This window comes from Paenibacillus sp. HGF5, from assembly GCF_000204455.1.
Lineage (GTDB): Bacteria > Bacillota > Bacilli > Paenibacillales > Paenibacillaceae > Paenibacillus_AQ > Paenibacillus_AQ lautus_A.
This window is the reverse complement of the sequence record NZ_AEXS01000020.1, coordinates 1-23,078: the sequence shown is the minus strand read 5'-3', so window position 1 is coordinate 23,078 and position 23,078 is coordinate 1. Positions and strand designations below refer to the sequence as shown.

The window sequence follows — 23,078 nt, the reverse complement described above, 5'->3', positions numbered from 1 at the left end:
GTCGGCGGCTGCGCCTCATCCGATCCGGGATGGCAAAGAAGGCGACATGCATGAGGATAAACAGCGATAACGCGATAAGCTCCTCTACAACAATATAAACGGGATGCGGCCCCAGCAGATCGAGCAGCGAAGCCGTATCCGGCTTGCGCATCAGGAACATATAGTTCGAGCCGACAGCGAGGTTGACCAGTCCGACTAAAAGTGCGGACACGTTAAGGAAGACCATTGTCCAGGCGATGGATTTCCAGGTGGGACGGTACCCCCGAACCCATGTCATGTACAATGCCGTCATGATGATCGCGATATGGACAACAAAGAAATGAAAGAACCGGAAGTGCGGAAAAGGGTACCCCAAATTAGGTGTTAATACAGCTTGCAGGGCTCCCCCGATTCCCGCAAAGTAAACCAGCGGGTATAAGCGGCGTTCATCCGTAAGCAGGATCGCAATGGAGAGGAACAGGGTCAGACTGCACAATTCCAAGGGAAGCGAAGTGGCAGGATCCCATATTCCCGTTGACACATACCAGACATGAAGGGAAGCTTCTGGCAACGCAAGGGCAGCGAGCAGGCCCCATCTTACGGTCTTTTGCAGAGAAGGCTTGGAGGCGATGGCAGTCCTGAACAGGTACAGCAGCAGGCCAAGGATAATGCATATGCCAATGGCTATCCAATGTTCAACGGAAAAGGCAGCAAACGCTTCCGGGTATTGCGGATCAAAATAGGATTCGATGCATGACCACTCCTTATTGAATGTACTTAAGATTTTATTCGATATTACCATAATGTGGGCTATTCATATATACCCGCAGCGCATCGGGGAAGGAATTCGGCCGTGTCGCAAACGTATCTATGTAGAATAGACGCCAAGAACAAAAAGGCTGCTAAAATCATGCCAACGCAAGAAGATCCCGCCTCCGAATGTAACGGATACGGGATCTTCTCTTGTCCTGCGCCAGATTCAAGGTATACGCGCTGCTTGCTCAAACCGGCTGTTTGACTTCAGCAACCAGGCGCTTCAGCGATTCCTGCTTCCATCTGGGAATGCGAAGATGTTTAGCGGAAGGCGCCTTTTCCCCGAAATAAACGATGCCTTGCTCTACCGTAGTTATTTTGTCTACGTTGACGTAGCAGTTGCCGCCGACATGATAGAACTGTTTACCGGACAGCAGGGATGCGATTTTTTCGGCAGTCATTCTCTTTTTAATATTATAGTTCCTGCCGTGAAAGCTGACCAAACCGTGCGATCCGGTTTTAAAGAACAGAATGTCTGTCTCCACCACGAAGTCCTCATACATGTTGCGGGATTCCGATACGTGCTTCATCATTCTGCTTCCCCCTTTTCCAAGATCAACATTTGATAACGCTTACATTCTAACATGTTTTCCCTGGGGTTTAAAGAACTTTTTATTTCGCATGAAAAAAAGCCCATACCGCAAGGGCAGGGGCTTGGACTAACATTCAAGGCGCAGCAGGTGTTTTTCGTAGTTTAAGGTGTCTCTGTAGCATCTGCCGGTGCTTCTGCTGGAGCTTCTGCTGGAGCTTCTGCTGGAGCTTCGGCAGGAGCTTCTTCCAGGGTATTCGTGATGGTAGCTTTATCCTTCAGCTCTTGAATGTAGGCTGTGGATTCGGCATAGACCTTCTGGTTCTCAAGCTGGCTGCGGATTTCTTCCTTCTTGTCTTCCAAGGTAGGATTCGTTGCTTCCTTACGATCGGTAACCTTGATGATGTGGTATCCGAAGGAGCTCTTCACCGGTTCGCTGATTTCATCCTTCTTCAGTTTGAACGCCGCTTCTTCAAATGCGGGGTCCATTTCGCCGCGACCGAAGAAATTCAGGTCGCCGCCGGTATCCTTGGTTGCATCCTGGTTTTTCTCTTTAGCAATCGTTGCGAAGTCGGCGCCTTCCTTCAGCTGCTTCACGATGGCTTCGGCTTCTTCCTTGGTTTCAACCAGGATGTGGGAAGCGCGAACCTGCTCAGGCGTTGCGAAGCTTTCTTTGTTTTGGTCATACACTTCTTTGACTTCTTCGCCGGTTACCTTGATTTTGTCGGCCATCAGCTTTTTAAGCTCAACCTGGGTTTTGGTCTGCTCCTTCAGGTTGTCGAGCGTCATGCCGTTTTGCTGCAGAGCCATGTTGAATTGTTCCTCGGAAGGGAAGGACGCCTTCAGCGCATCCACTTCTTTATTCACATCGGCATCGGTCACCGTAATGGACTTGTTCTTCAGTTCCTGCTGGATCAATTCCTCTGTGATCATGGAATTCAGTGTTTGTTTGCCGCCTACGCTGACAAGCTCATCGTACAGATTATCCTTGGTAATGTTAACGTCGTTGACTTTAGCGATAGCTTCATTGCCGGATCCCTTGGCAAACGGAGGTACGATCAGGACGACGATTAAGGCAGCCGCCAATACCAGCGACGCGATCATCCAGCCTTTGCTTCCGTTACCGCCGCCATCAGCAGGTGGCTGTTCATCGTAATGCGGTTGATCTCCCGAATGCATAACGGCTGGGCGTTCGTTCTCATCCTTGTATAGCTCGTCGGACTCCGGATAGGTGGAATCTATTCTTTCTTCTTCATGAGGCAAGCCGCCTTGATCTTGTTGGTTATTCTCTTTCTCTTGGGCTTGTCCCTGATCATCCTCGGGCTGTCCCGGATGGTTTGGCTGCAAATCGTTATCTTTCATGTAATGATTGACTCCCTTCGACTGCATATAATAATGAGTTGTTCATTCTTTTATCACTTTACCAGATAAGCCTATGGTTTACCTTAAGAAAAAATAAAAATTGAAAATATAAACGGAAAAGTGATTCCTGCCTACAAGATCAGCATTCCCGCCACGCCGCAAAGAATCCCAAGCAGGACGACGGAGGCAGTAACAAACCATAAAACTCTTTTCGGGAATGAACGCCTCACCATAAGCAGAGACGGAAGACTGACAGCCGGCAGCGTCAGGAGCAGCGCCGCGGCCGGACCCGCCCCCAGGCCCGCTGCCATAAAGGCCTGGATGATCGGGATTTCCGCCGCGGTCGGAATCACGAACAGCATTCCCATCACGGAGAAGAAGATGACGGCCAAGAGCGTGTTCCCCGCTGCCGCACCCAAATGCGGGAACATCCATGCCTGCATGGCGCCAAGGAGCAGCACGGCTATAAAGTAAGCCGGGACCACCCGAACCAGCATCTGCCCGATGCTGGTTAACCAGCGTTTCCACAGCGGACGTTCATCGGTTTGATCCGTGCTCTGAGGCGCATCGATCTCCACGGGATCCGCTTCTTTGGCGAAGCGGTTTGCCAGGTAGCTGACGCCGAAGGTTAGCAGGATGCCGAAGATCAATCGCAGCACGGTGAATTTCCATGATAAAACAAACGTCATGAAGACGAGTGTTGCCGGATTGATGGTTGGATTGCCGATCCAGAACGCGAGAGCAGAGCCGACCGACACCTTTTTCTTGCGCAAACCGATCGCGATCGGTGCGGCGCAGCAGGAGCACATCATGCCCGGAATGGAGGCGATTCCTCCAATCGCCGTGCTGCCGAAGGTCGTTTTTCCAAGGACCCGAAGCAGCCATTGGGAGGGCAGCAGCGACTGGACCAGAGTACCGAGCAGAATGCCGAGCACCGCCGCTTTCCAAACCGCTTTAAAATAGGTGAGCGCATAATTCCAGGCTGCCTGCCAAGAAGGGGCGGCATCGGCCGGATCCATGCCTAATATGGAAGAGCCGATGCTGTGTTCCATAATCGCTTTGAGCGCTTTATCGTAGTAAGGCCACCACTTCACGTAGGTAAGGCCTGTTGCTGCTATGATGATGAAGATGGTGATGAGCCAGACGGTTCTTCTGCGATCCGTATGATTCAAGACCCTTCCACCGTCGCTTGAGTGATTCATAATCTGTATTCCCCCGATGTATCGTGAAATTATTTACATATCCAATCAAATAGTATATCACATTGTCGGCAGATTGCAGAAAGATATTCCCGGTAATTGCAAGAAATAGGAAGACCATTAGACTTGAGGCAGCCGATTTCATATAATATAGATATTGTGTGCTTGAACAAGTGTTAGCTAAACGGATGAATATCAGATGATCCCCGGTGTAGATGAGACGTTATCCAAGCATCCACGCCGGGGTTGTTGCATGTGCTTTGCCTAATATCACTCTTAAGACGAAGGGAAGACCCGTGATGAGTCAATCGGAGAAAATAAAACTAACCTCGTATTCCTCCAAAGGAGGCTGCGGCTGCAAGATCGGACCTGCCGATCTGGCGCAGGTCATCCGTAAGCTTCCGCAAGCCGAGCCGAATCCAAATTTATTGGTTGGTCTGGATACCAGCGATGATGCGGGCGTATACCGTCTCACCGATGATCTGGCCATGGTGCAGACCGTCGATTTCTTTACGCCGATCGTGGATGACCCTTATGATTTCGGTCAGGTGGCCGCAGCGAATGCCATCAGCGATATCTATGCCATGGGTGGCAAACCGCTGACCGCCTTGAATATCGTAGCATTCCCGATTTCGACGCTGGACAAGCAGGTCTTGACGGATATTTTGAGAGGTGCAGGAGATAAATTGAAGGAAGCGGGGGTTACCCTGGTTGGCGGACACTCCATCGATGACAAAGAGCCGAAATTCGGCCTTGCCGTGACGGGGACCGTGCATCCGGACCGGGTAAGAACCAATGCCGGAGCCAAGCCGGGCGATGCCTTGATTCTGACGAAGCCGATCGGGGTGGGCATTCTGACGAGTTCCATCAAGAAGGATCTGTTAAGTGAAGAAGAGATTCGCCGCGTTACCGCCGTTATGGCGGCACTGAACAAAACGGCTGCCGAGACGATGGAGCCCTATGATGTGCATGCATGCACTGACGTGACCGGATTCGGTCTCCTTGGCCACGCGCTCGAAATGGCCAAAGGCAGCGGCACGGGCATCCGGATTTCCAAGCCTTCCGTGCCTATTCTGGAACGGGTTCGGGAGATGGCCGACGGCGGCGTTATTCCGGGCGGCACCAAAAACAATTATGATCATGTGAAGGACGACGTGGATTTCCCGGATAGCATGGACCAGATCGATAAATGGATATTGTGCGATGCCGTAACATCCGGGGGACTCCTCATTGCCGTTGACGGCTCGCAAGCTGATCCATTATTGGCAGAGCTTCGCCAAGCCGGGCTGGAAGCCGGCAGAATCGGAGAGGTCGTGCATGACCATCCGAATCGCATTGTCGTTGAGGCGTAACATGAACCGGGTTTTGTTTGTGCAACCATAAAGGAGCGAACAGACATGTTTCAAGACATCACCGTAAAAGAACTATTGGAACTGCAAAGCAGCAAGAAGATTACTTTGATTGATGTCCGTTCCCCTTCGGAATACAAAGACTCCACCATTCCGGGGAGTCTGAACATTCCGGTCTTCAATGATGAAGAACGGGCGGAGATCGGGACGATTTATAAGCAGGTGAGCGTGGATGCGGCCAAAGAGCGGGGGCTCGCCATCATGTCGGCCAAGCTACCCAGCTTCGTGAAGCAGTTCAAGGAGATCGAAGGAGATAAGGCGGTTTATTGCTGGCGCGGCGGCATGCGCAGCCGGACGGCCGCAACGGTTCTGTCCCTGATGGATATCCATGTCAATCGGATTACGGGCGGGATTAAGGCTTACCGGAAGTATGTGCTGGACACGCTTGAGCAGAAGAGTCTGGAGGCGGATGCCTTTGTGCTTCACGGATTGACGGGCACGGGCAAGACGGCAGTGCTAAGGCAGCTTCAGCAGGAAGGCTACCCCGTCGTGGATCTGGAAGGGCTCGCAGGCCACCGCGGCTCGATCTTCGGGCATATCGGCCTGCAGTCCAACAATCAGAAGACTTTCGATGCGGAATTGGTTGAGCGGCTGAAACAATTGGAAGATTCGCCTTATTTGTTATTTGAAGCCGAGAGCAAACGGATCGGCAAAATCGTCGTTCCCGATTTCCTGATGAAGAAGAAGGAGTCGGGCGCAGCCATCGTGTTGGAAATGCCGATGGCGGAGCGTGTTCGCCAGATACTGGAGGATTACAACCCTGCGGCTTATAAAGAGCAGTATTTAGCGGCCTTTCAATTAATCAAGAACCGAATCCACACTCCGATCGCCGCGGAAATTGGAAAATCTTTGGAGGAGGGAAGGTATGCTCAGGGAATACAGCTGCTGCTTGAGCATTATTATGATCCCAAATATAATTACTCCTTCAGTCAATATGAGGACAGCGTTCCTATCGTTGTGGCCGTAGATCGGGTGGAAGAAGCGGTGGAAGCCGTAAAAGACATACTGCGAAGCCGAATGCTGCACAAGACAGGTGCGTAAATGCCAGGATCGGTTGGGTGCGTAACGAGAAGGAGTTCCATTGTGTCTCTCTATTTTGCGATCCGGTCCTGATTCGAATAGAACGATAGATCGCCCCTTAAGCATTAGCAGATACGAAGGTATCGCTTTTGCTTGAGGGGCGATTTTGCTTTTGAATATGAAATGCTCTTAGAACGACGATAGAGCTTCCGAGATAGGCGTTTCGCCTGAAATCAAGTCGAAGGAACGCCGGAAAGTATGTTCTTCGTCCAGCGCCAACAGGATCGTTTTCGCCACATCCTCGCGCGGAATCGAGCCGCCCTTGATATTCTCCTCAGCCGTAATGCGGCCGGTACCAGGCTCATTCAAAAGTCCTCCCGGACGAATGATCGTATAGGAGAGGCTGCTGTGACGAAGCATTCGATCCGCGTAATGCTTGGCGGCATAATACGGTTTGATGTCCTCGTTCCAAGATTCTCGATGATGGGCCCCAATCGCGCTAACCATCACAAAGCGCGGGACCTTCGCCTCTTCGGCAGCTTCGACCATCTTGACGGCTCCGTCCAGATCGATCAGCAGCGTTTTATCGTATCCGGTAGCTCCGCCAGAACCAGCCGTGAAGACCACGGCCTGGCAATCTCGTGCAACCTCCGCCAGTTCCTTGACCGATCCTTCCAAATTCGCTATAACGCACTCTATTCCCGCATCTCGATAATAGGCTGCCTGCTCCTCCCTCCGAACCATGGCTTTTACGCTATAGGCATCATGCTCATGCAGGAGAAACGTAAGCTGTTTGCCAATCTGGCCGTTCGCGCCGACCACTAGAACCTTCATCATGACATGCTCCTTTTCTTTTGGGTATATATTCTCGTAAAGAGTAATCCCAGCGATTTTGACATAGACTACGGGATATTTGTCATGTAATCCCTTTGGGACTTTCCTTTATGACAGGAAAATGATATTATCTTGTTTTCACCAAATCGCACGGTTTCGAAACAAGGTCAAAGGAGAACAGAGAGTTGAGCGGAGAGAAGATATACCCTGCTTCAGGAAGACAACGCTGGATTTTCCTCATATCGATGATCAGCATCATCGGTTTTGTCATTCTGGCGGCGCTGGTAAAGCGGGAAAGCCTGGCAGCGCTTGATTTGGCGATCATTACGACGGTACAAGCCCTTGAACATCCGCTGCTTACGGATATTGCCATCGGGCTGTCGTTCATAGGCTCCATCGGACCGGTGATCGTGTTAAGCCTGATCGTGATCGCCGTGCTATATTGGATTCTGGGCCACCGCAAGGAGATTCTTCTCCTTATTGTGGTCGTCTTCGGTTCATCTATTCTGAATTTATTATTAAAATGGGTGTTTCAACGGGCAAGGCCGGACATCAACCGCCTGATTGAAATTACGGGATACAGCTACCCCAGCGGCCATTCGATGGGGGCCTTCTCGTTCTACAGCGTGCTCGCATACTTGTTGTGGAGACATGTTGACAGCAGAGCGGGGAGAGGGGCGTTGATTGCCGTTTCCATCGTGATGATTCTAAGCATCGGACTTAGTCGGATCTATCTGGGCGTCCATTACCCGAGCGATATCGTTGGCGGATATCTGGCTGCTTGCGCTTGGCTTGGGTTCGTGATCCGATCTTACGAGAAAAGGATGGGGAAGCGGGCCAACCCGAATGATGTCAATGAAGAAACTGCATAACATTGGAAGCGTAAGGGTAATTCATGTAATAGCGGTTCAAACGGAGGAGTATGTATCATGGTGTGTAGGCAGAGACGTGAAATTGGGTTAGGTAAGGAGGGCTGTCCGTGGCGTTTGGAGCAAGAATGTTCAAAACCGGCCTAGCCGTGACGCTGGCTCTTTATTTAGCCATGCTGTTTGACTTTAAATCACCTGTCGTAGCCGCCATCGCCGCGATTTTCGCGATGCAGCCCTCGATATACAGGTCGTGGAGATATTTTCTGGACCAGCTGCAGACCAGTACGCTCGGTGCGATTCTGGCCATGCTCGGAGGGTATTTTTTATCGAATCAACCGATTTCCGTCGGTTTGGTCTGTATTCTAGTGATCATGATTTGCATGAAGCTGAAAATGGGCGAGACCATCGGACTTACGCTTGTTACGGTCATATCCGTGATGGAAGCTTCCGGCCAATGGGACTTTGCCCTCAATCGCTTTATTCTGACGATTATCGGCATCATATCTGCATTCCTCATCAATATTCTTGTGTTTCCACCAAAACCGAAGGAACAGTACATCACGCGGATTCATATTGTATTTGGCAAAATGTCGCTGCTGCTGCGTACGGCGATCTCCCATGAAATGAAGGATTCGGTCTACCGTGCGGAGAAGAAAGAACTGGAATCGGCCATCAAATCGTTGTCCGACAAATACAATTTGTTTGAGGAAGAGCAGAAGAAGCTGAAGCGGGCGAAATACAGTCAAGCAAGACAGCTCGTGGTGTATAAGCAACTGCTCCAATCCCTTCGCAAGGGGTATGAAGTGCTGGATGCGGTGGAGAACCACTATTTCCAGGCGGATCGATCCGATGAAATCGACGAACAGTTTGATCGCAATCTGGAGCGGTTAATGAAATACCATGAGCATATTTTGTGGAAATTCGAAGATAAACTTAAGCCGAACGAGGACGAGGCCGAGACCATGGCGGAGAACAATGAAGCTTTCATGGAGCAGGTGATGTGCGGGCCCGGCTCAAATCCCGGCGGTCTCCGGCTGGCGGTGGTAGCCGCCTCCATGTACGACTACGGCTATCAGCTTGACCGGTTGAATCGGGTGGCGGATCAGATCAGCCGAGTCGTGGATGATAAGGAGCAAGAGGATGCCATGTTCTCATGGCTGCGAAAATAAGGAAGCTCGCCATGAGGATGCCGATCAAGATTTCACATTTGATCGGCTGTTTTTATACATCTCAGCATGCAGCATGTTTGGCATTTGAAGCTCGGGAATGGTATGGTATATGAACATAAAAAAAACCGCCCCGGCGGGTCGGTTACTGAAATTCCATGTTGAATTATGTACGGCAGCTTGCTATAATTAACAATGCTTTGTCATTAAATATATGATATGTGGTTAGAATATCACAATTGTATTTTATCACAATTAACTAGCGCTGTCAACCGGTGTATTAGGGGGATGAACAAATGGCTATCAGCGATCAAGATTGGAAAGAGGAACAGGCGCGGGTAACGGAAGTAACAGTAAAAATCGGAAATAAAATATCCCAGCTGGAAGCGAGCGTCGGCGATATCCGTGAAGTCGTCATTGACATGCGGAAGGACTTCTGGGACGAAGTTACGGTGAACTTCAGCAACCCGGACGATTTGGGCGAAACGTCCACCAACCTGAGACAGCAGTCGCAGGTGCTCGCCGAACGCGAGCATGCTCATCTGCAGTCCAGCAAGCTGCTTAAAAAGTACAGGAAGCTGGTGGAATCCCCGTACTTCGGACGCATTGACTTTCAGGAGGATGGAACTGCGGAGACGGAAACCATTTATTTGGGGACAGGTTCTTTTTTGGACGAAAAGATGGAGACGTTTCTGGTTTACGACTGGCGGGCACCGATCTCGAGCCTGTATTACGACGGTGCGCCGGGTCCTGCCCAATACGAGACGCCTTCGGGTACGGTCAAGGGTGAAATGCTGCTCAAGCGCCAATTCGTCATTCATAACGGCGAGATCAAGGTGCTGTTCGATACCGGCGTAACCATCGGAGATGAACTGCTGCAGCAGGTGCTCAGCCATAGCGCGGATGACCGCATGAAGAGTATCGTGGCTACGATTCAGAAGGAACAAAACGCGGTCATCCGTAATGACAAAACCCGAATGCTGATCGTGCAGGGGGCTGCCGGAAGCGGAAAGACCTCGGCGGCACTGCAAAGGGTGGCTTATCTGCTGTACAAGTACCGGGAGACGCTCCGGGCCGACCAGATGATCCTGTTCTCCCCGAATCCGCTGTTCAACAGCTATGTGTCCACGGTGCTTCCCGAGCTCGGCGAGGACAATATGCAGCAGACGACCTTCCAGTCCTATCTGGAGCACCGGCTCGGCAAGGAGTTCGATCTCGAAGACGTGTTCACACAGACGGAAACCCTGTTGAACGCGGAAGATTCGCCGCGTTACCGGGCGCGCTTGGAGAGCATATCGTATAAATCCTCGGGGGCTTATCTGGACACCATCAGACGATACAAGGAGCTGCTGGAAAAGGGAGGCATGCTCTTTAAGCCGGTCGTATTCCAGGGGAAGGTGATTGTCAGCTCGGAGGAGATGGCATCGCAGTTCTATGGATATGATTCGGCGGTTAAGCTCGCTGGCCGCATTGATCTGATGAAGGAATGGATGCTTAAGCGCCTGTCGGAGTTTGCCCAGAGCGAGAAAGATGCCCCGTGGGTAGAGGAGCAAATCCAGCTGCTGGATACGGAAGATTACCAACGGGCCTTTCAAACGATGAGACGCAAGCAAAACCGGAAGGCAGACACGTTTGACGATTTCGATAAGGAAAAAGACGTCCTTGCGAAAATGGTGGTCAGCAGCCGGCTCAAGCCGCTTCGGCGCTGGATCAAGAGGTTCCGGTATGTGGACGTTAAGGGCATGTACCGAAAATTGTACACGGACGAATCATTATTCCGCCGGGCGGCGGGAAATTTGGAGATGCTGCCGGAACATTGGGATGAAATATGCAATCTTACCGTTGCGTCCCTGGACGACAAAGCATTGCTATACGAAGACGCCACGCCGTTTCTCTATCTGAAGGAACTGCTGCAAGGGTTCCGTACGAATACGTCGATACGCCATGTCATCGTCGATGAAGTTCAGGATTATTCCGCATTTCAGCTGGAGTTCCTGAAGCGTTTGTTCCCGCGGGCCAAAATGACGGTTCTGGGGGACCTCAATCAAGCCATTTATGCTCATGGAGAGGCACTCGGAAGCTTGGAGAATCTGGTGAGTCTGTATGGCAAAGAAGATACGGAGGTCATTAATCTGACCCAAAGCTACCGGTCGACGTATGAAATCGTTAACTTCACGCGACAAATGATACCTGGCGGGGAGCGGATCGTTCCTTTCAACCGGCAAGGCGAAGCCCCTCGAGTCGTTCGGGTGAACGATGAAGAAGAACTGCATGGCGCGATCGTATCCGATATCCGTGAGCTTCATGAGCAGGGATTCCAGTACGTTGCGGTGATCTGCCGGACAGAAGAGGAGAGCAGGCGCGTACATCAGCAGCTGTCGGCGGATATCTCCGCCCGCTTAATCACCAAAACCACGCCGGCCTTTGAAAAGGGAACGCTGGTGGTTCCCGCCTACTTAGCCAAAGGCGTGGAGTTTGACGCGGTGATTATCTATAACGGCGCCGAGGACGTGTACCACCGGGAAAGCGATCGTAAGCTGTTCTACACGGCATGTACGCGAGCCATGCATAAACTGCATGTCTATCATATCGGGGAGAAGAGTCACTTTATCTCCGGTCAAGCTTAAAGGAAAGAGGAGGTCTGCCTGAGCCCGTCCCAGGCCGGCCTCTTTTTGCATGATGTCTATATGAAAATCAAACCCGTTTTCATAACGGAGGTAAAATATGGAATGAGGTATTATAAGAAATTTGTGGCATTTGTTATACCATAAGGAGGGAGTTATCCAAAATTTATCAACATTTGACCGGTGATTAATAAATTTTTTTCAATTATTTTCGAGTTAAGCGATTTCACGGTAATCCTGCCTATTCACTCTTGACAGAAATTTGACGAAAAAAGGAATGGGGGTATATTACTTATATCAAAGGTCGGGTGCTTGCGGATGAAGATAAAAACAAAATTAATTCTTTCGTCTACGATACTTGCGACGGTTACGGCGGTTATCGTAATCATTGCGTTTATCACTTCGAATATGACGGAGAAGAGGTTCAGCAAGATTATTGAAGAGGACCAGAAGGTCATTTATAACCTGACGCAATTGGAGACCCTATTGACGGGCGTTTCCAATGATGAGCGGGGCTACTTATTGACCGGGGATTCGACCTTTGCAGATTCATTGAAATCGAAGCAGGAGTCCGTCGTCAAACTCATGGCCGAAACCAAAGGCTTAATGACGGCTGAAGAAGACCAGAAGGTATTTAACGAGATTGAAGCCGGTTATGTCGTATACTCCGAGGCCATAGCCGAGGTATTGAACAAATTGGGGTATGACACCGGTTTTTACAAGGCGGTCCCGTTCCGGGTATACGAAGCTGCCTTTAACAAGGAGCGGGAAGTGCGCAAGTCATTTAGCGAGCTGATCGCGCAGTTTACGGTACATAAAAATGAAACCCTGGCGAAACAGGCTGATCAGATTGCGGCCAGCAGCCGGTTTCAGAATTTGATCATCATGCTGATCGGAGCGGCAGCTGTCGTTTATTTTGCCATACAGGGCTATCTCCTGACCCGCTCGATCCGTCCGTTGAACCAGATGAGCAGTCAGCTTCTGAAGATTGCCGAAGGCGGGGGAGATCTGGTTACCCGATTACACATCACAACGAAGGATGAAATCAGGGATGTAGCCGATGCTTATAATAAATTGGTCGATGGCTTCAGGGAGCTGGTCGTCCAAGTGCAGGATACTGCAGGTAAAGTGGGGATCGCTGCTTCGACGCTGCATTCGACGACAGAGGAAATCCGTCAGGCTTCCCACCAAACGTCCGGGATTATGGAAGAGCTGGCTGCCGGGGTAGAGAACCAGCTGCAGGATACGGAGGAAACGACGGCGACCGTTACGGATATGGCGGAAGGCATGAAGCATATCGCGCTTGCAGCCCAAGACGTTTCCGGACTGGCGGCAGCGGCGAACAAACTTGCGGCTGAAGGGGAACAGGCCCTTGTACATACGCTAACCCAGATGGAAGGCATCCGTACCAGCGTTGACCAATCTGCGCAATCCGTGCGTGCGCTCGGAGAGAAGGCCTCCAACATCGGGGCGATGGGACAGATCATCATCGAAATTGCGGAGCAGACCTCACTGCTTGCCTTGAATGCCTCCATTGAGGCCGCTCGGGCTGGCGAGCATGGCAGAGGTTTTGCGGTCGTCGCCGCAGAGGTCCGGAATTTGGCTGACCAGGCATCGAACTCCTCCGTCGAAATCAGACAGTTCGTTCACGAGTTGCAGCAAGACATCGTAAATCTGGCCGGCGTGATGGAACAGGGAACCCGCGAAGTAACCGAAGGCATGAACGTGGCGCAAGGAGCCGAGCGAGCCTTTAAGGAAATCGAGCAGTCGGTCGGCGAATTGAACGGCCAGATTCAAAGCGTCACTGCTGCAACCGAACAGATGAATTCGGGAGCTGGGGAGCTCGTTCACGCGATCCGTCGAATCCAGGAGGTCACGGAGACGACGGCAGGCGGTACGCAAAGCGTCAGTGCCGCAACGGAAGAGCAGCTGGCCTCCATGGAAGAAATCACAAATTCCGTTGAAGATCTTAACGTGATGTCTGGCAAGCTTCGTCAGTTGATGTCCGGATTTAAAGTATAATTAAGGAAAAATTGCATATGGGAAAAAACGGCCACCTTGCCGTCATGCATATTCTGGGCGAAAGAACCTACAATATGGATGACAGATAACGCAAAGGTGGTCTTCTCTCATGGAAAACAAGAAATGGGATCTGGTTGCCCTAGCATCCATACCACTCATCATGACGTTAGGCAATTCCATGCTGATTCCCATTTTGCCGCAAATTTCCAAAGTTTTGGGGATCAGCTCCTTCAAAGTGAGTATGCTGATAACGGTGTATGCTGTTGTAGCCATCTTGCTGATTCCGATCGCCGGGTACTTGTCGGATCGGTATGGAAGAAAGAAGATCATCATCCCGAGTTTGATTATTGCGGCGTTAGGCGGAGCCGTGTCCGCGGTAGCTGCCTGGCTGCTAAGCGGGACAGGGGCGTATTATGTCATATTAGCCGGCCGTTTTCTACAGGGAATCGGCGCAGCGGGGGCCTTCCCGATCGTCATCCCGCTTGTCGGTGACATGTTCAAGGAGGAAGAAGAGGTTAGCAAAAGCCTGGGAATCATTGAAACCTCCAACACGTTTGGTAAGGTTGTCAGTCCGATATTGGGTGCGCTGCTGGGAAGCTTCATCTGGTTCTTGCCCTTTATATCGATTCCGGTTCTTTGCCTGATCTCACTCGTGCTGGTCATTTTTCTGGTGAAGACGCCAAAGTCGAATAACAATGATAAACAATCCCTGCGTGAGTTTTTGAAAAAAACCAAGGGGGTTTTGCATGAGAAGGGAAGATGGCTGTATGCGATATTCGCCATCGGCGGCATCGCAATGTTTGGCGTATTCGGCGTTCTTTTTTATTTGTCGGAGACGCTGGAAAGCACTTACAAATTACATGGCGTAGTAAAAGGATTGGTGCTTGCAATTCCACTGGCTTTATTATGCCTATCTTCTTATTTAGCCGGTAAATTTACGGGCAAAAACAAAGCGGCAAAGAAGTGGACCGGTTTCGCCGGCATGGTTATTTTGACGGCTTCCCTGATTGTCACCGGCTTTAGCGAACAGATCTATTTTGTCGTCGGAATGATGACGCTTGGCGGGATCGGGATCGGCATGGTGCTGCCGTGCATGGATACGCTGCTGACGGAAGGCGTGGAGAAGGAGCAGCGCGGCACCATCACCTCGCTTTACAGCAGCATGCGTTTTATCGGGGTATCGCTGGGGCCGCCGGTCGTTTCTCTCCTGCTGGGCGCGAACCATTGGGTGATGTTTGGCACGCTGGCAGCTGTTGCGGCTGTAGGCGGTCTCCTTACGTTATTCGCGGTGAAGCCGGAGGCAAAAGAAGACGATTCCGGAGGGAATTCATACCGGGTCGATTTCAAGAAACCGCAAGGATTGAAAAAGAAAGGTCTTGTCCATAAATAATGGACAAGACCTTTTCTCATATGCCGGGTCAGTCTGGCTGGCCGATCCCATTCCTTGTGGCTAAGCATCATCCCGGCTTTCGCGCATCCCGGCTGACGAAGCCTTTACGTTATCGCTTTGTTCGTTAACCTGCCACGGTAGCCTCGGTGTCCTCGACTGCCATGGTTGATTTGGAACGCGACTTGCCGGCTGCCTGCATGAGGATATAAATCAGGATCAACAGCACGAGTGCAATTGCCGAGTATCGGTACATAATGGCATAGGAAGTGGATTTGGCGATGGCGCCGAGCGCGATCGAGCCGATGGCCACGCCGAAATCCAGGGAGTTGAAGAACATGCCGTTGGCCATGCCGCGCTGCAGCGGATGAACTTCCTGGATCATCCAGGTCTGGATGGACGGCTGCATCGCCCCAAAGCCTATGCCGTAGCACAGCGCCGATAACAGCATGGATCCCGTCGATGTGGCGAAGGTAAGCAGGAGCAAGCCGGATACCATCAGAATCGCAGCGGGTATAACAAGCGCCTTATGTCCATACCGGTCATAAATTCTGCCGGAGAACGGCCGTACGAGAATGATGGCGATGGCGTTGAACAAGAAAAAATACTGGGGATTCCGGAGGTGAGCCTCCGCTCCGAACAATGCCATGAAGCTCAGCAGCCCGCCGTACGTAATCGACATCAAAAAGTTGAGGGTGCTGGGGAGGATCAGTTTTTTGTTAAAGGAGCCCTTCGGTTTATCCTCAACTCGGGGTTGAACCGGTGCAGGGCGCTCCGCGTTCCGTTTAGCCGCTCTTGATGTCAGGAGGTAGGCGAGAGGGAAGATCAGAAGGTTGATGATGACCGTGATGAATACGAGCGGAGTGAAACCGCCGCTTTGCAGCAGCGTCAAGCCGATCATGGGACCGATCGACATGGCAAGCGTAGTGGATAGCCCGAAATACCCCATGCCTTCGCCCAAGCGTTTGATTGGAATGACATCCGATGCCATGGTTGGAAACGAGGTGCTTGTCATGCCAAAGCCGATGCCGAACAAGATGCGCATCAGCAGCAGGAAGGCTATGCCGCTCGCCCAGTAATAACCGAGCGTGGCTGCCAGGGAAATCAGCAGCCCGACGTACAGCAGCAGCCTGAGCTTTCCTTTTTCGAGCGCTTTGCTTGATACGAAGCGGGACGCGATCGCACTGAAGGCGAACAGGCTGGTGATGAGGCTCACCTGCAGGGGGCTTGCCGTGAACGCATCTTTGGCGTATGCGGGCAGCGTGGTCAGCATCATCTGCAGGGTCAGGAACAGAAAAAGGTTGCTGACCATCAACGTGATGAATTCTTTGGTCCATAGCGGTTGTTTCGTGTTGATATCATTCATGTGGAACATCTCTCCTGTTGTTGTGTAAGTTGTTTATGTTGGCATTGATGCGTGAGAGTGTGTCCCAGAACATCTCCAATTGCTTCTCGTCAATGCCCTCGATTAATTGGCTTCCGCATTGACTTTCGATGGCTGTGGTCGCTTCAATCAGTTCCTTGCCTGTATCTGTCAAAAAGAGCTGAAAAGCTCTCCGGTCGTTAACCGATACGGATTTGCGAGTGTATCCTTTTTTCTCGAGCAGGTCCAGAATACGGGTTGTCGTGGGCTGGTCTTTGTCCGCTTTGGCGGCAACTTCCTTCTGATTCAGCCCCTCGTGCTCGCCGATGTGGTACAGAACCAGCCATTGCTCGGGGGTGATGTCATAGGGCTTCAGGGCATTAGCAAACAATTGGGATGCGCGCCGATAGGTGTAACCCAGATGAAAACCGATGGAAGGGTTGCGTTTAGGTATTTTCAAGAAAAAGTCACACCTTTCATTTCAAGCTTTCAAAAATACTTGTCTAAACAATTATATGCCTAACATGCAAAACGGTCAAACCATTTGAAAAATTAATGAGGACATGACAGGGTTTCATCAACCGATGTGGAATATGAAAAATGGAATGATAACATAGCTCTAACATTTGCGAGCTATATTTATAGTACAAAACAAAAACCTAATCACTCAGGAGGAAGTACAAATGTCACAATTGATCAATTTCGCACACCGCGGGTCATCGGCCATATGCCCAGAGAATACGATGGCTGCCTTTTCCAAGGGCTTGGAGCAGGGAGCTACCGGGATCGAAACCGACGTCCAAATGACGAAGGACGGAAAGCTGGTATTGATCCATGACGAGAGTGTCGCCCGCACGACCGGGGCCGAGGGGCTTGTCAAGGATTATACATACGATGAGCTGGCCAAGCTGGACGCAGGCTCATGGTTTGGTGCCGATTTCCAAGGCGAACGGATTCCGCTGCTGGAAGAACTGCTGGAATTAACCCAAAACCGCGGCACGATTGTTAATATCGAGCTGAAGAACGGAACGATCCAATATCCAGAGCTGGAAAAGCGCGTGATTGAGGCTGTAAGGCATTACAATATGGCGGAGCAAATCGTCATTTCGAGCTTCAATCATTATTCCCTGGTGGAATGCAAACATATTGATCCAGAAATTCGTACCGGGCTGCTGTATGGCGAAGGGCTATACCAACCGTGGGAATACGCCAAATTGGCTAAAGCGGATGCCCTGCACGCATACCATCGGGCGGTTCTGCCGGAGTGGGTAACGGAAGCGAAGCAGCATGGCGTCGTCTATCATCCGTGGACCGTGAATGACGAGGGACGGATGAAAGAGTTGATGGATGCGGGCGTTGCGGGCATCATTACGGATTATCCGGATGTGCTGAACGGACTGCTGCAAACCAAGGGAGCGTGACTTTGTGAGAAAAACATGGCTGCTGGGCTTCGGCTTATTCAGCATTAGCATTACTTGGGCGCTGTACAATGCGTTTGTGCCCTACTTTCTGGAGGATTACATATCCAGTGTCGCATGGATCGGTTTTTTTATGACGATCGACAATTACTTTGCCTTGTTCTTGCAGCCATGGATTGGAAGCCGAAGCGACCGTACCCATACCCGGTACGGCAGAAGAATGCCTTACCTGCTTATCGGAATGCCGCTAGGCGCTTTGTTTACGGCCATGATTCCGTTTCATAACGGAATGGCGACGTTGTTACTGTTCATGGTCCTCATGAACCTGGCCATGAGCCTGTATCGTTCGCCAACCGTTTCATTGATGCCGGATATAACGGAAGAGAAGCGACGCACCAGAGCCAACGGCATCATTAACTTTATGGGCGGCTTGGGGTCCATATTGGCATTTGGCGTGGGCTCGGTGCTGTACAGTGCCCATGCGTCGCTGCCTTTCATTGCAGCTGCCGGCGTAACGCTTGTCTCTTTGTTCATTCTGAAGACGTTCATCCAAGAGAAACGCGACGCTCCGGGCTATCAAGCCCAGACGGCCGCCAGAGCCAAAATTTCTTTTAAAAGCCAAATCAATCGAACGACGGTGCTGCTGCTGGCTGCCATATTCTTCTGGTTCGTGGCGTACCAAGGGGTTGAGACGCTGTTTACCCTGTACGGGAAGAATGAGATGGGGCTGACGGAATCGCAGGCGTCCTTTTCCTTGACGTTTTTTTCGCTCGCCTTCGTTCTGTTTGCGATTCCCAGCGGATGGCTTGGCGGTAAATTCGGGAAGAAACGGCTGATCCTGATCGGCGTCAGCGGGCTGCTGATTGTCTTTGCGCTCGTCCCATGGGTAGAATCGCTGCTGCCGCTTCGCGTACTGCTGACCGTTGGCGGATTGTTTTGGGCTTGCATCAATATCAATTCTTACCCTTTCATCGTATCGACCGGAACGGAGGACAGCATCGGGACGCGGACAGGAATGTACTATTTGGTATCTTCGCTGGCGGCAATATCGTCGCCACCTCTGCTGGGCAAGCTTATTGACGGTATGGGATATTCGATCCTGTTTTATTGCGCCGCCGGCAGCATGCTGCTTGCGCTGATCTGCATGCTGATGATTCGTCATCAGGAAACGGGTAATTCCGCTAAAGCGCAGAACGCCTCCGCCAGCTTGTCCTAGCCGTTGTCATTTGGATAACCGGGAGTTTCAGCTCCTGCCCGGATGTGCGGAATAACATTGACGAGTGCCTGCCGGCACAGGTAGAATTTAATACCAGAGAGATGGTCTTAGATTATGTCGGCGAAGGGCAGGAGCTGATTCCAAGGTTGACAACGATTTACGATATTGCGAAGAAAACAGGCTATTCGCCTACGACAGTATCCAAAGTCTTCAACAATTATCCGGACGTCCGGGAAAAGACGAGGGTCAAAATCCTGGAAACCGCTAAGGAAATGGGGTATCTTCCAAACGCAAATGCCAGGTCACTTACGACCAAGCGATCCTGGACGATCGGCATTCTTTTTGTTGAAGCCACGGGAGCCGGAATTCGGCATCCCTATTTTGGAGCCGTCATCGAAAGCTTTAAGAAAATCTCCGTATCCAAAGGGTATGATCTGATGTTCATTTCCAAGGATGTCGGCGGCCGAAGAAGCAGTTATGTGGAGCATTGCAAAATCAGGGGCGTCGACGGCGTTGTGGTCATCCTGTCGAGCAATGATGATCCCGATTTCCAGGAGCTGCTGGATAGCGGCATTCCGTGCGTCATTCTGGATTCGTCACCGGAGCATGTGCATTCGGTATACTCCGACAATATCGGAGGCAGCATGCTGGCAATCCGGTATTTGCACTCGCTTGGACATCGCAGCATTGCCCATATTTCGGGCGGATTGAATACGTTTGCAGGCGAGCAGCGCCAACATGGCTATGTACAAGCGCTGCGTGAGCTGTATCTGAACCTAAGGGAAGAGTACATAACCGGCAGCGATTTTTACTCCACCGAGAGCGGATACGAAGCCATGAAGAGGCTGCTTGCACTCGAGGATCGGCCGACAGCCGTTTACGCCGCTGGGGATTTGCTCGCGCTTGGAGCGATTCGAGCCGTGCTGGACCATGGCCTTAGCGTGCCGGGGGACGTGTCGGTCATCGGCTTTGACGATATTGAAATGTCCCGCTACATTACCCCTGCATTAACGACGGTCCGCCAGGATACGGAGCAGCTTGGCAAGGTTGCCGCGGAGATCCTTCTTTCTTCAATCGAAGAGCGGGATACCGCCGTAAAGTCGGTTATGCTGCCAGTCGAATTAATGATCCGGGAGTCCTGCCGCCCGGTCACCTAAGGTGAACCTAAAGAGCAGGGTTCATTTTTAACCCATTTCGAAACCGGTTTCGAAATGGGTGGCTTCTTGATTTCAGCGAATGATGCACTCATTTAAAGGAGGATTTGAACATGTCCAATTATCGTTTTGAGAAGGATGCCTTTGTTATCGAGCAGTATGATCTCGCCAAGCCGTTTTCCAGCTTCCTGCCGGGGATTGCCGGATTGAAGGGGATACCGATGTGGACCTTTTACGTCAATCGGGGCCAAGGGATAAGCAGTTTCGGCATACGCGACAAGAATTCGCCGATCATGGAGTTCTCGCCGGCCAATATCTCGTATAAGAACGTATCCGCTACCGGCTTCCGCACGTTTATCAAGATGGCCGGGACGCCGGCCGTATATGAGCCGTTCCAATCCTTTCAGCCGGACACGAAGGCACGGAGAACGATGCTGATTCGTCAGAATGAGCTGGTCATCGAGGAGGAGCATGCAGATAAAGGGCTTCGAACATCGGTCTCGTATTTCCAACTGCCCGGTGAAGATTTCGCCGCGCTTGTCCGCCAGGTCAGCGTGACGAATATCGGAGCCCGGACGGAATCGCTTGAATTGTTGGACGGTATGCCGGAAATTCTGCCTTACGGCGTCGAGAACAGCGGGTACAAGGAGGTCGGCAATCTGCTGCGAAGCTGGATGGAAGTGAAGAATCTGGACCGGGGCATACCGTTCTATAAGGTTCGCTCCAGTACGCATGATGAGGCGGAGGTTACCGAAGTTACGAACGGCCATTTCTATCTGTCGTTTGATCAGCAAGGGAACTTGATCAAACCGATCGTAGATTTTGAGCTGATATTCGGCGGAAACACTTCATTGATCCACCCCGATCGATTTGCCGCGGGTTCGATCGAATCCTTGGCGCAAGCCACGCCGTATCCTGTGAACAAAGTGCCATGCGGCTTCAGCGGATTATCGGCGCGGCTTGAGCCTGGGGAGACGGCAACCGTGTATACGCTGGTTGGTCATGTGAACGATATCGGCAAAATCAACAAACGCTCGAAAGATTTGTGTTCGCCTGCCTATATCCTCGATAAGCGGAAGGAGGCATCGGCATTGACCCGGGAATTAACCGATGATGTGGCCACCAAAACGGGGTTGCCTGTATTTGATGAATACAGCCGGCAGTCCTATCTGGACAATTTCCTGCGGGGCGGTTATCCGTTCATATTCGATAACGGGAAGGAAGGAGCGGTCGTCCACCTCTATTCCCGCAAGCACGGGGATCCGGAGCGGGACTATAACTTTTTCTCGCTGGCGCCGGAGTATTATTCACAAGGGAACGGCAATTTCCGGGACATGAACCAGAACCGCCGAAATGATGTGTTTTTCAACCCCAAGGTGGGCACGTTCAACATCCGGATGTTCTTCAGCCTCATTCAAGCGGACGGTTATAATCCCCTTAGCGTAGAAGGCACGAAATTTCGAGTAGCCCAAGGCATGGAGGGGGAACTGGAGAAGCTGCTGCGCGCCTCCGCGGCTCAGGAGGATTATGATAAGCTCACGAAGGCATGCGCCGGGGATTTCACCCCGGGCAAAATCATTAACGCGATATCGGATCAAGGCATTCGGCTGGCGATCGACGAGGAACGGTTCATATCGGGATTGCTGACGATATCCGAACAGCATTTTGCGGCTTCGTTCGGCGAAGGCTTCTGGTCGGACCACTGGACCTATAACATGGATTTGGTTGATGGTTTCCTGGATATTTATCCCGACCGATATGAAGAGCTGCTGTTTGGCGAGAATGCCTATACATTCTTTGACAGCCCGGTATATGTGCTCCCACGGAGCGAGAAGGTTGTGATCAGCCGGGGCAAGGTTCGCCAGTTCGGCGCGCTGCTGGAGGACGAGGAGAAGCTGAATAAGCTCGGCAGAAAGCGGAACGCGGCGGAATGGCTGCGGGTGAATGGCGGACAAGGCGACATTTACCGTACGAATCTATTTGTCAAAATGATCTCGTTATCCCTCAATAAAATGGCAACGCTCGATCCTTACGGGATGGGTGTTGAAATGGAGGCGAACAAGCCGGGCTGGAATGACGCGATGAACGGATTGCCGGGTCTGTTCGGCTCCGGGATGAGCGAAACGATGGAATTGAAGCGTTTGGTGGCATTCATCGCGGAGGCTGCCGAGCGGTTCGGTCATCATACGGTGATGGTGCCGGAGGAAATCGCCTCTTATTTAGAGGGCGTATATGATGCCGTACAGCAATATCAAACCGGTGCACTGGACTCCTTCCGATATTGGGATCGGGTAGCTGGGCAGCGCGAGTCCTATCGGGCATCCGTCCGATACGGCATCAGCGGCCTGGAAGTTGAGATTCCAGTGAAACACGTAAAGAGGATATACGCGGCTTTCCTGGACAAGATTGAAGAAGGGATTCAGCGTGCTGAGCAGCTGGGAGGAGGAATCGTTCCAACGTACTTCCGCTTTGAAGCGGAGCGATTCGAAGAAATCCGGGATGCGGAGGGCAGCCCGGTCATCACCCGCTATGGCTTGCCTGCCGCTAAAGTGCTGGAATTCAAAGCATATGCGCTTCCGCATTTTCTCGAAGCCCCGGCCCGGGGAATGAAGCTCGCCAATGAAGGCCAGGCGAGAGCGATGTATGATCGGATCAAGGCATCCGATTTATATGATGCCGCGCTGGGGATGTATAAGACGTCCGTCAGCCTGGAA

At 51.5% G+C, this 23,078-nt stretch carries 18 protein-coding genes; 11 read left to right on the top strand and 7 right to left on the bottom strand.

Annotated features, from left to right (window positions below):
• The 4 genes from HMPREF9412_RS04240 to HMPREF9412_RS04225 all read right to left on the bottom strand — a co-directional run.
• The coding region (locus tag HMPREF9412_RS04240) for a YwaF family protein (protein WP_009590075.1) at window positions 1-781 on the bottom strand (781 nt) is incomplete at its 3' end.
• Between the two features lie 199 nt (window positions 782-980).
• The gene (locus HMPREF9412_RS04235) at window positions 981-1,325 is read right to left on the bottom strand and encodes a LytTR family transcriptional regulator DNA-binding domain-containing protein (protein WP_009590070.1); all 345 of its coding nucleotides are present in this window, start codon (window positions 1,323-1,325) and stop codon (window positions 981-983) included.
• A 161-nt stretch (window positions 1,326-1,486) separates the two neighbouring features.
• Window positions 1,487-2,683, bottom strand: coding sequence for a peptidylprolyl isomerase (locus HMPREF9412_RS04230; RefSeq protein WP_009590073.1), 1,197 nt, complete (start codon window positions 2,681-2,683; stop codon window positions 1,487-1,489).
• A gap of 131 nt (window positions 2,684-2,814) precedes the next feature.
• Window positions 2,815-3,885: a permease gene (locus HMPREF9412_RS04225; RefSeq protein WP_009590074.1), complete on the bottom strand. Its 1,071-nt coding sequence runs from the start codon at window positions 3,883-3,885 to the stop codon at window positions 2,815-2,817.
• Window positions 3,886-4,181: 296 nt separating this feature from the next.
• On the opposite strand from HMPREF9412_RS04225, the gene selD reads away from it, so the two are divergent.
• Together selD and mnmH are read left to right on the top strand one after the other, a co-directional pair.
• A complete protein-coding gene (gene selD, locus HMPREF9412_RS04220) occupies window positions 4,182-5,234 on the top strand; it encodes a selenide, water dikinase SelD (protein WP_009590063.1) in 1,053 nt (350 codons plus the stop codon).
• A gap of 45 nt (window positions 5,235-5,279) precedes the next feature.
• Entirely contained in the window at window positions 5,280-6,332 is a 1,053-nt protein-coding gene (gene mnmH / locus HMPREF9412_RS04215; protein WP_009590071.1) for a tRNA 2-selenouridine(34) synthase MnmH, read from the top strand.
• Window positions 6,333-6,500: 168 nt separating this feature from the next.
• Here mnmH and HMPREF9412_RS04210 read toward each other — a convergent pair whose 3' ends face one another.
• Window positions 6,501-7,145: an SDR family oxidoreductase gene (locus tag HMPREF9412_RS04210; RefSeq protein ID WP_036671194.1), complete on the bottom strand. Its 645-nt coding sequence runs from the start codon at window positions 7,143-7,145 to the stop codon at window positions 6,501-6,503.
• A gap of 185 nt (window positions 7,146-7,330) precedes the next feature.
• Here HMPREF9412_RS04210 and HMPREF9412_RS04205 point away from each other — a divergent pair, with 185 nt between their 5' ends.
• The 5 genes from HMPREF9412_RS04205 (at window position 7,331) to HMPREF9412_RS04185 (ending at window position 15,216) form a co-directional block, all read left to right on the top strand.
• Window positions 7,331-8,017 (top strand): phosphatase PAP2 family protein, encoded by a 687-nt coding sequence (locus HMPREF9412_RS04205; RefSeq protein WP_009590065.1) that lies wholly within the window; start codon window positions 7,331-7,333, stop codon window positions 8,015-8,017.
• Between the two features lie 107 nt (window positions 8,018-8,124).
• Window positions 8,125-9,183, top strand: coding sequence for an FUSC family protein (locus HMPREF9412_RS04200; protein WP_009590080.1), 1,059 nt, complete (start codon window positions 8,125-8,127; stop codon window positions 9,181-9,183).
• Window positions 9,184-9,476: 293 nt separating this feature from the next.
• Window positions 9,477-11,807 (top strand): RNA polymerase recycling motor HelD, encoded by a 2,331-nt coding sequence (gene helD / locus HMPREF9412_RS04195; RefSeq protein ID WP_009590078.1) that lies wholly within the window; start codon window positions 9,477-9,479, stop codon window positions 11,805-11,807.
• Between the two features lie 315 nt (window positions 11,808-12,122).
• The gene (locus HMPREF9412_RS04190; protein ID WP_009590066.1) at window positions 12,123-13,826 is read left to right on the top strand and encodes a methyl-accepting chemotaxis protein; all 1,704 of its coding nucleotides are present in this window, start codon (window positions 12,123-12,125) and stop codon (window positions 13,824-13,826) included.
• 85 nt (window positions 13,827-13,911) lie between these two features.
• Window positions 13,912-15,216: an MFS transporter gene (locus HMPREF9412_RS04185; RefSeq protein ID WP_302621990.1), complete on the top strand. Its 1,305-nt coding sequence runs from the start codon at window positions 13,912-13,914 to the stop codon at window positions 15,214-15,216.
• 124 nt (window positions 15,217-15,340) lie between these two features.
• On the opposite strand, the gene HMPREF9412_RS04180 is transcribed toward HMPREF9412_RS04185, so the two are convergent.
• Window positions 15,341-16,579 carry an MFS transporter gene (locus tag HMPREF9412_RS04180; protein ID WP_009590062.1) on the bottom strand — a complete coding sequence of 413 codons (1,239 nt, stop codon included), beginning with the start codon at window positions 16,577-16,579 and terminating at the stop codon, window positions 15,341-15,343.
• Entirely contained in the window at window positions 16,572-17,036 is a 465-nt protein-coding gene (locus HMPREF9412_RS04175) for a MarR family winged helix-turn-helix transcriptional regulator (RefSeq protein WP_009590064.1), read from the bottom strand. Before HMPREF9412_RS04175 ends, HMPREF9412_RS04180 begins: the two co-directional genes overlap by 8 nt.
• Before the next feature lie 223 nt (window positions 17,037-17,259).
• Between HMPREF9412_RS04175 and HMPREF9412_RS04170 the strand changes: the two genes are divergently transcribed.
• The 4 genes from HMPREF9412_RS04170 to HMPREF9412_RS04155 all read left to right on the top strand — a co-directional run.
• Window positions 17,260-17,997 (top strand): glycerophosphodiester phosphodiesterase, encoded by a 738-nt coding sequence (locus tag HMPREF9412_RS04170; RefSeq protein ID WP_009590067.1) that lies wholly within the window; start codon window positions 17,260-17,262, stop codon window positions 17,995-17,997.
• Between the two features lie 4 nt (window positions 17,998-18,001).
• Complete coding sequence (locus tag HMPREF9412_RS04165) at window positions 18,002-19,210, top strand: SLC45 family MFS transporter (protein ID WP_009590079.1); 1,209 nt, start codon at window positions 18,002-18,004, stop codon at window positions 19,208-19,210.
• 146 nt (window positions 19,211-19,356) lie between these two features.
• A complete protein-coding gene (locus HMPREF9412_RS04160) occupies window positions 19,357-20,367 on the top strand; it encodes a LacI family DNA-binding transcriptional regulator (protein WP_036671198.1) in 1,011 nt (336 codons plus the stop codon).
• 110 nt (window positions 20,368-20,477) lie between these two features.
• Window positions 20,478-23,078: hypothetical protein (locus tag HMPREF9412_RS04155; protein WP_009590077.1), on the top strand; the 2,601-nt coding region annotated here is incomplete at its 3' end.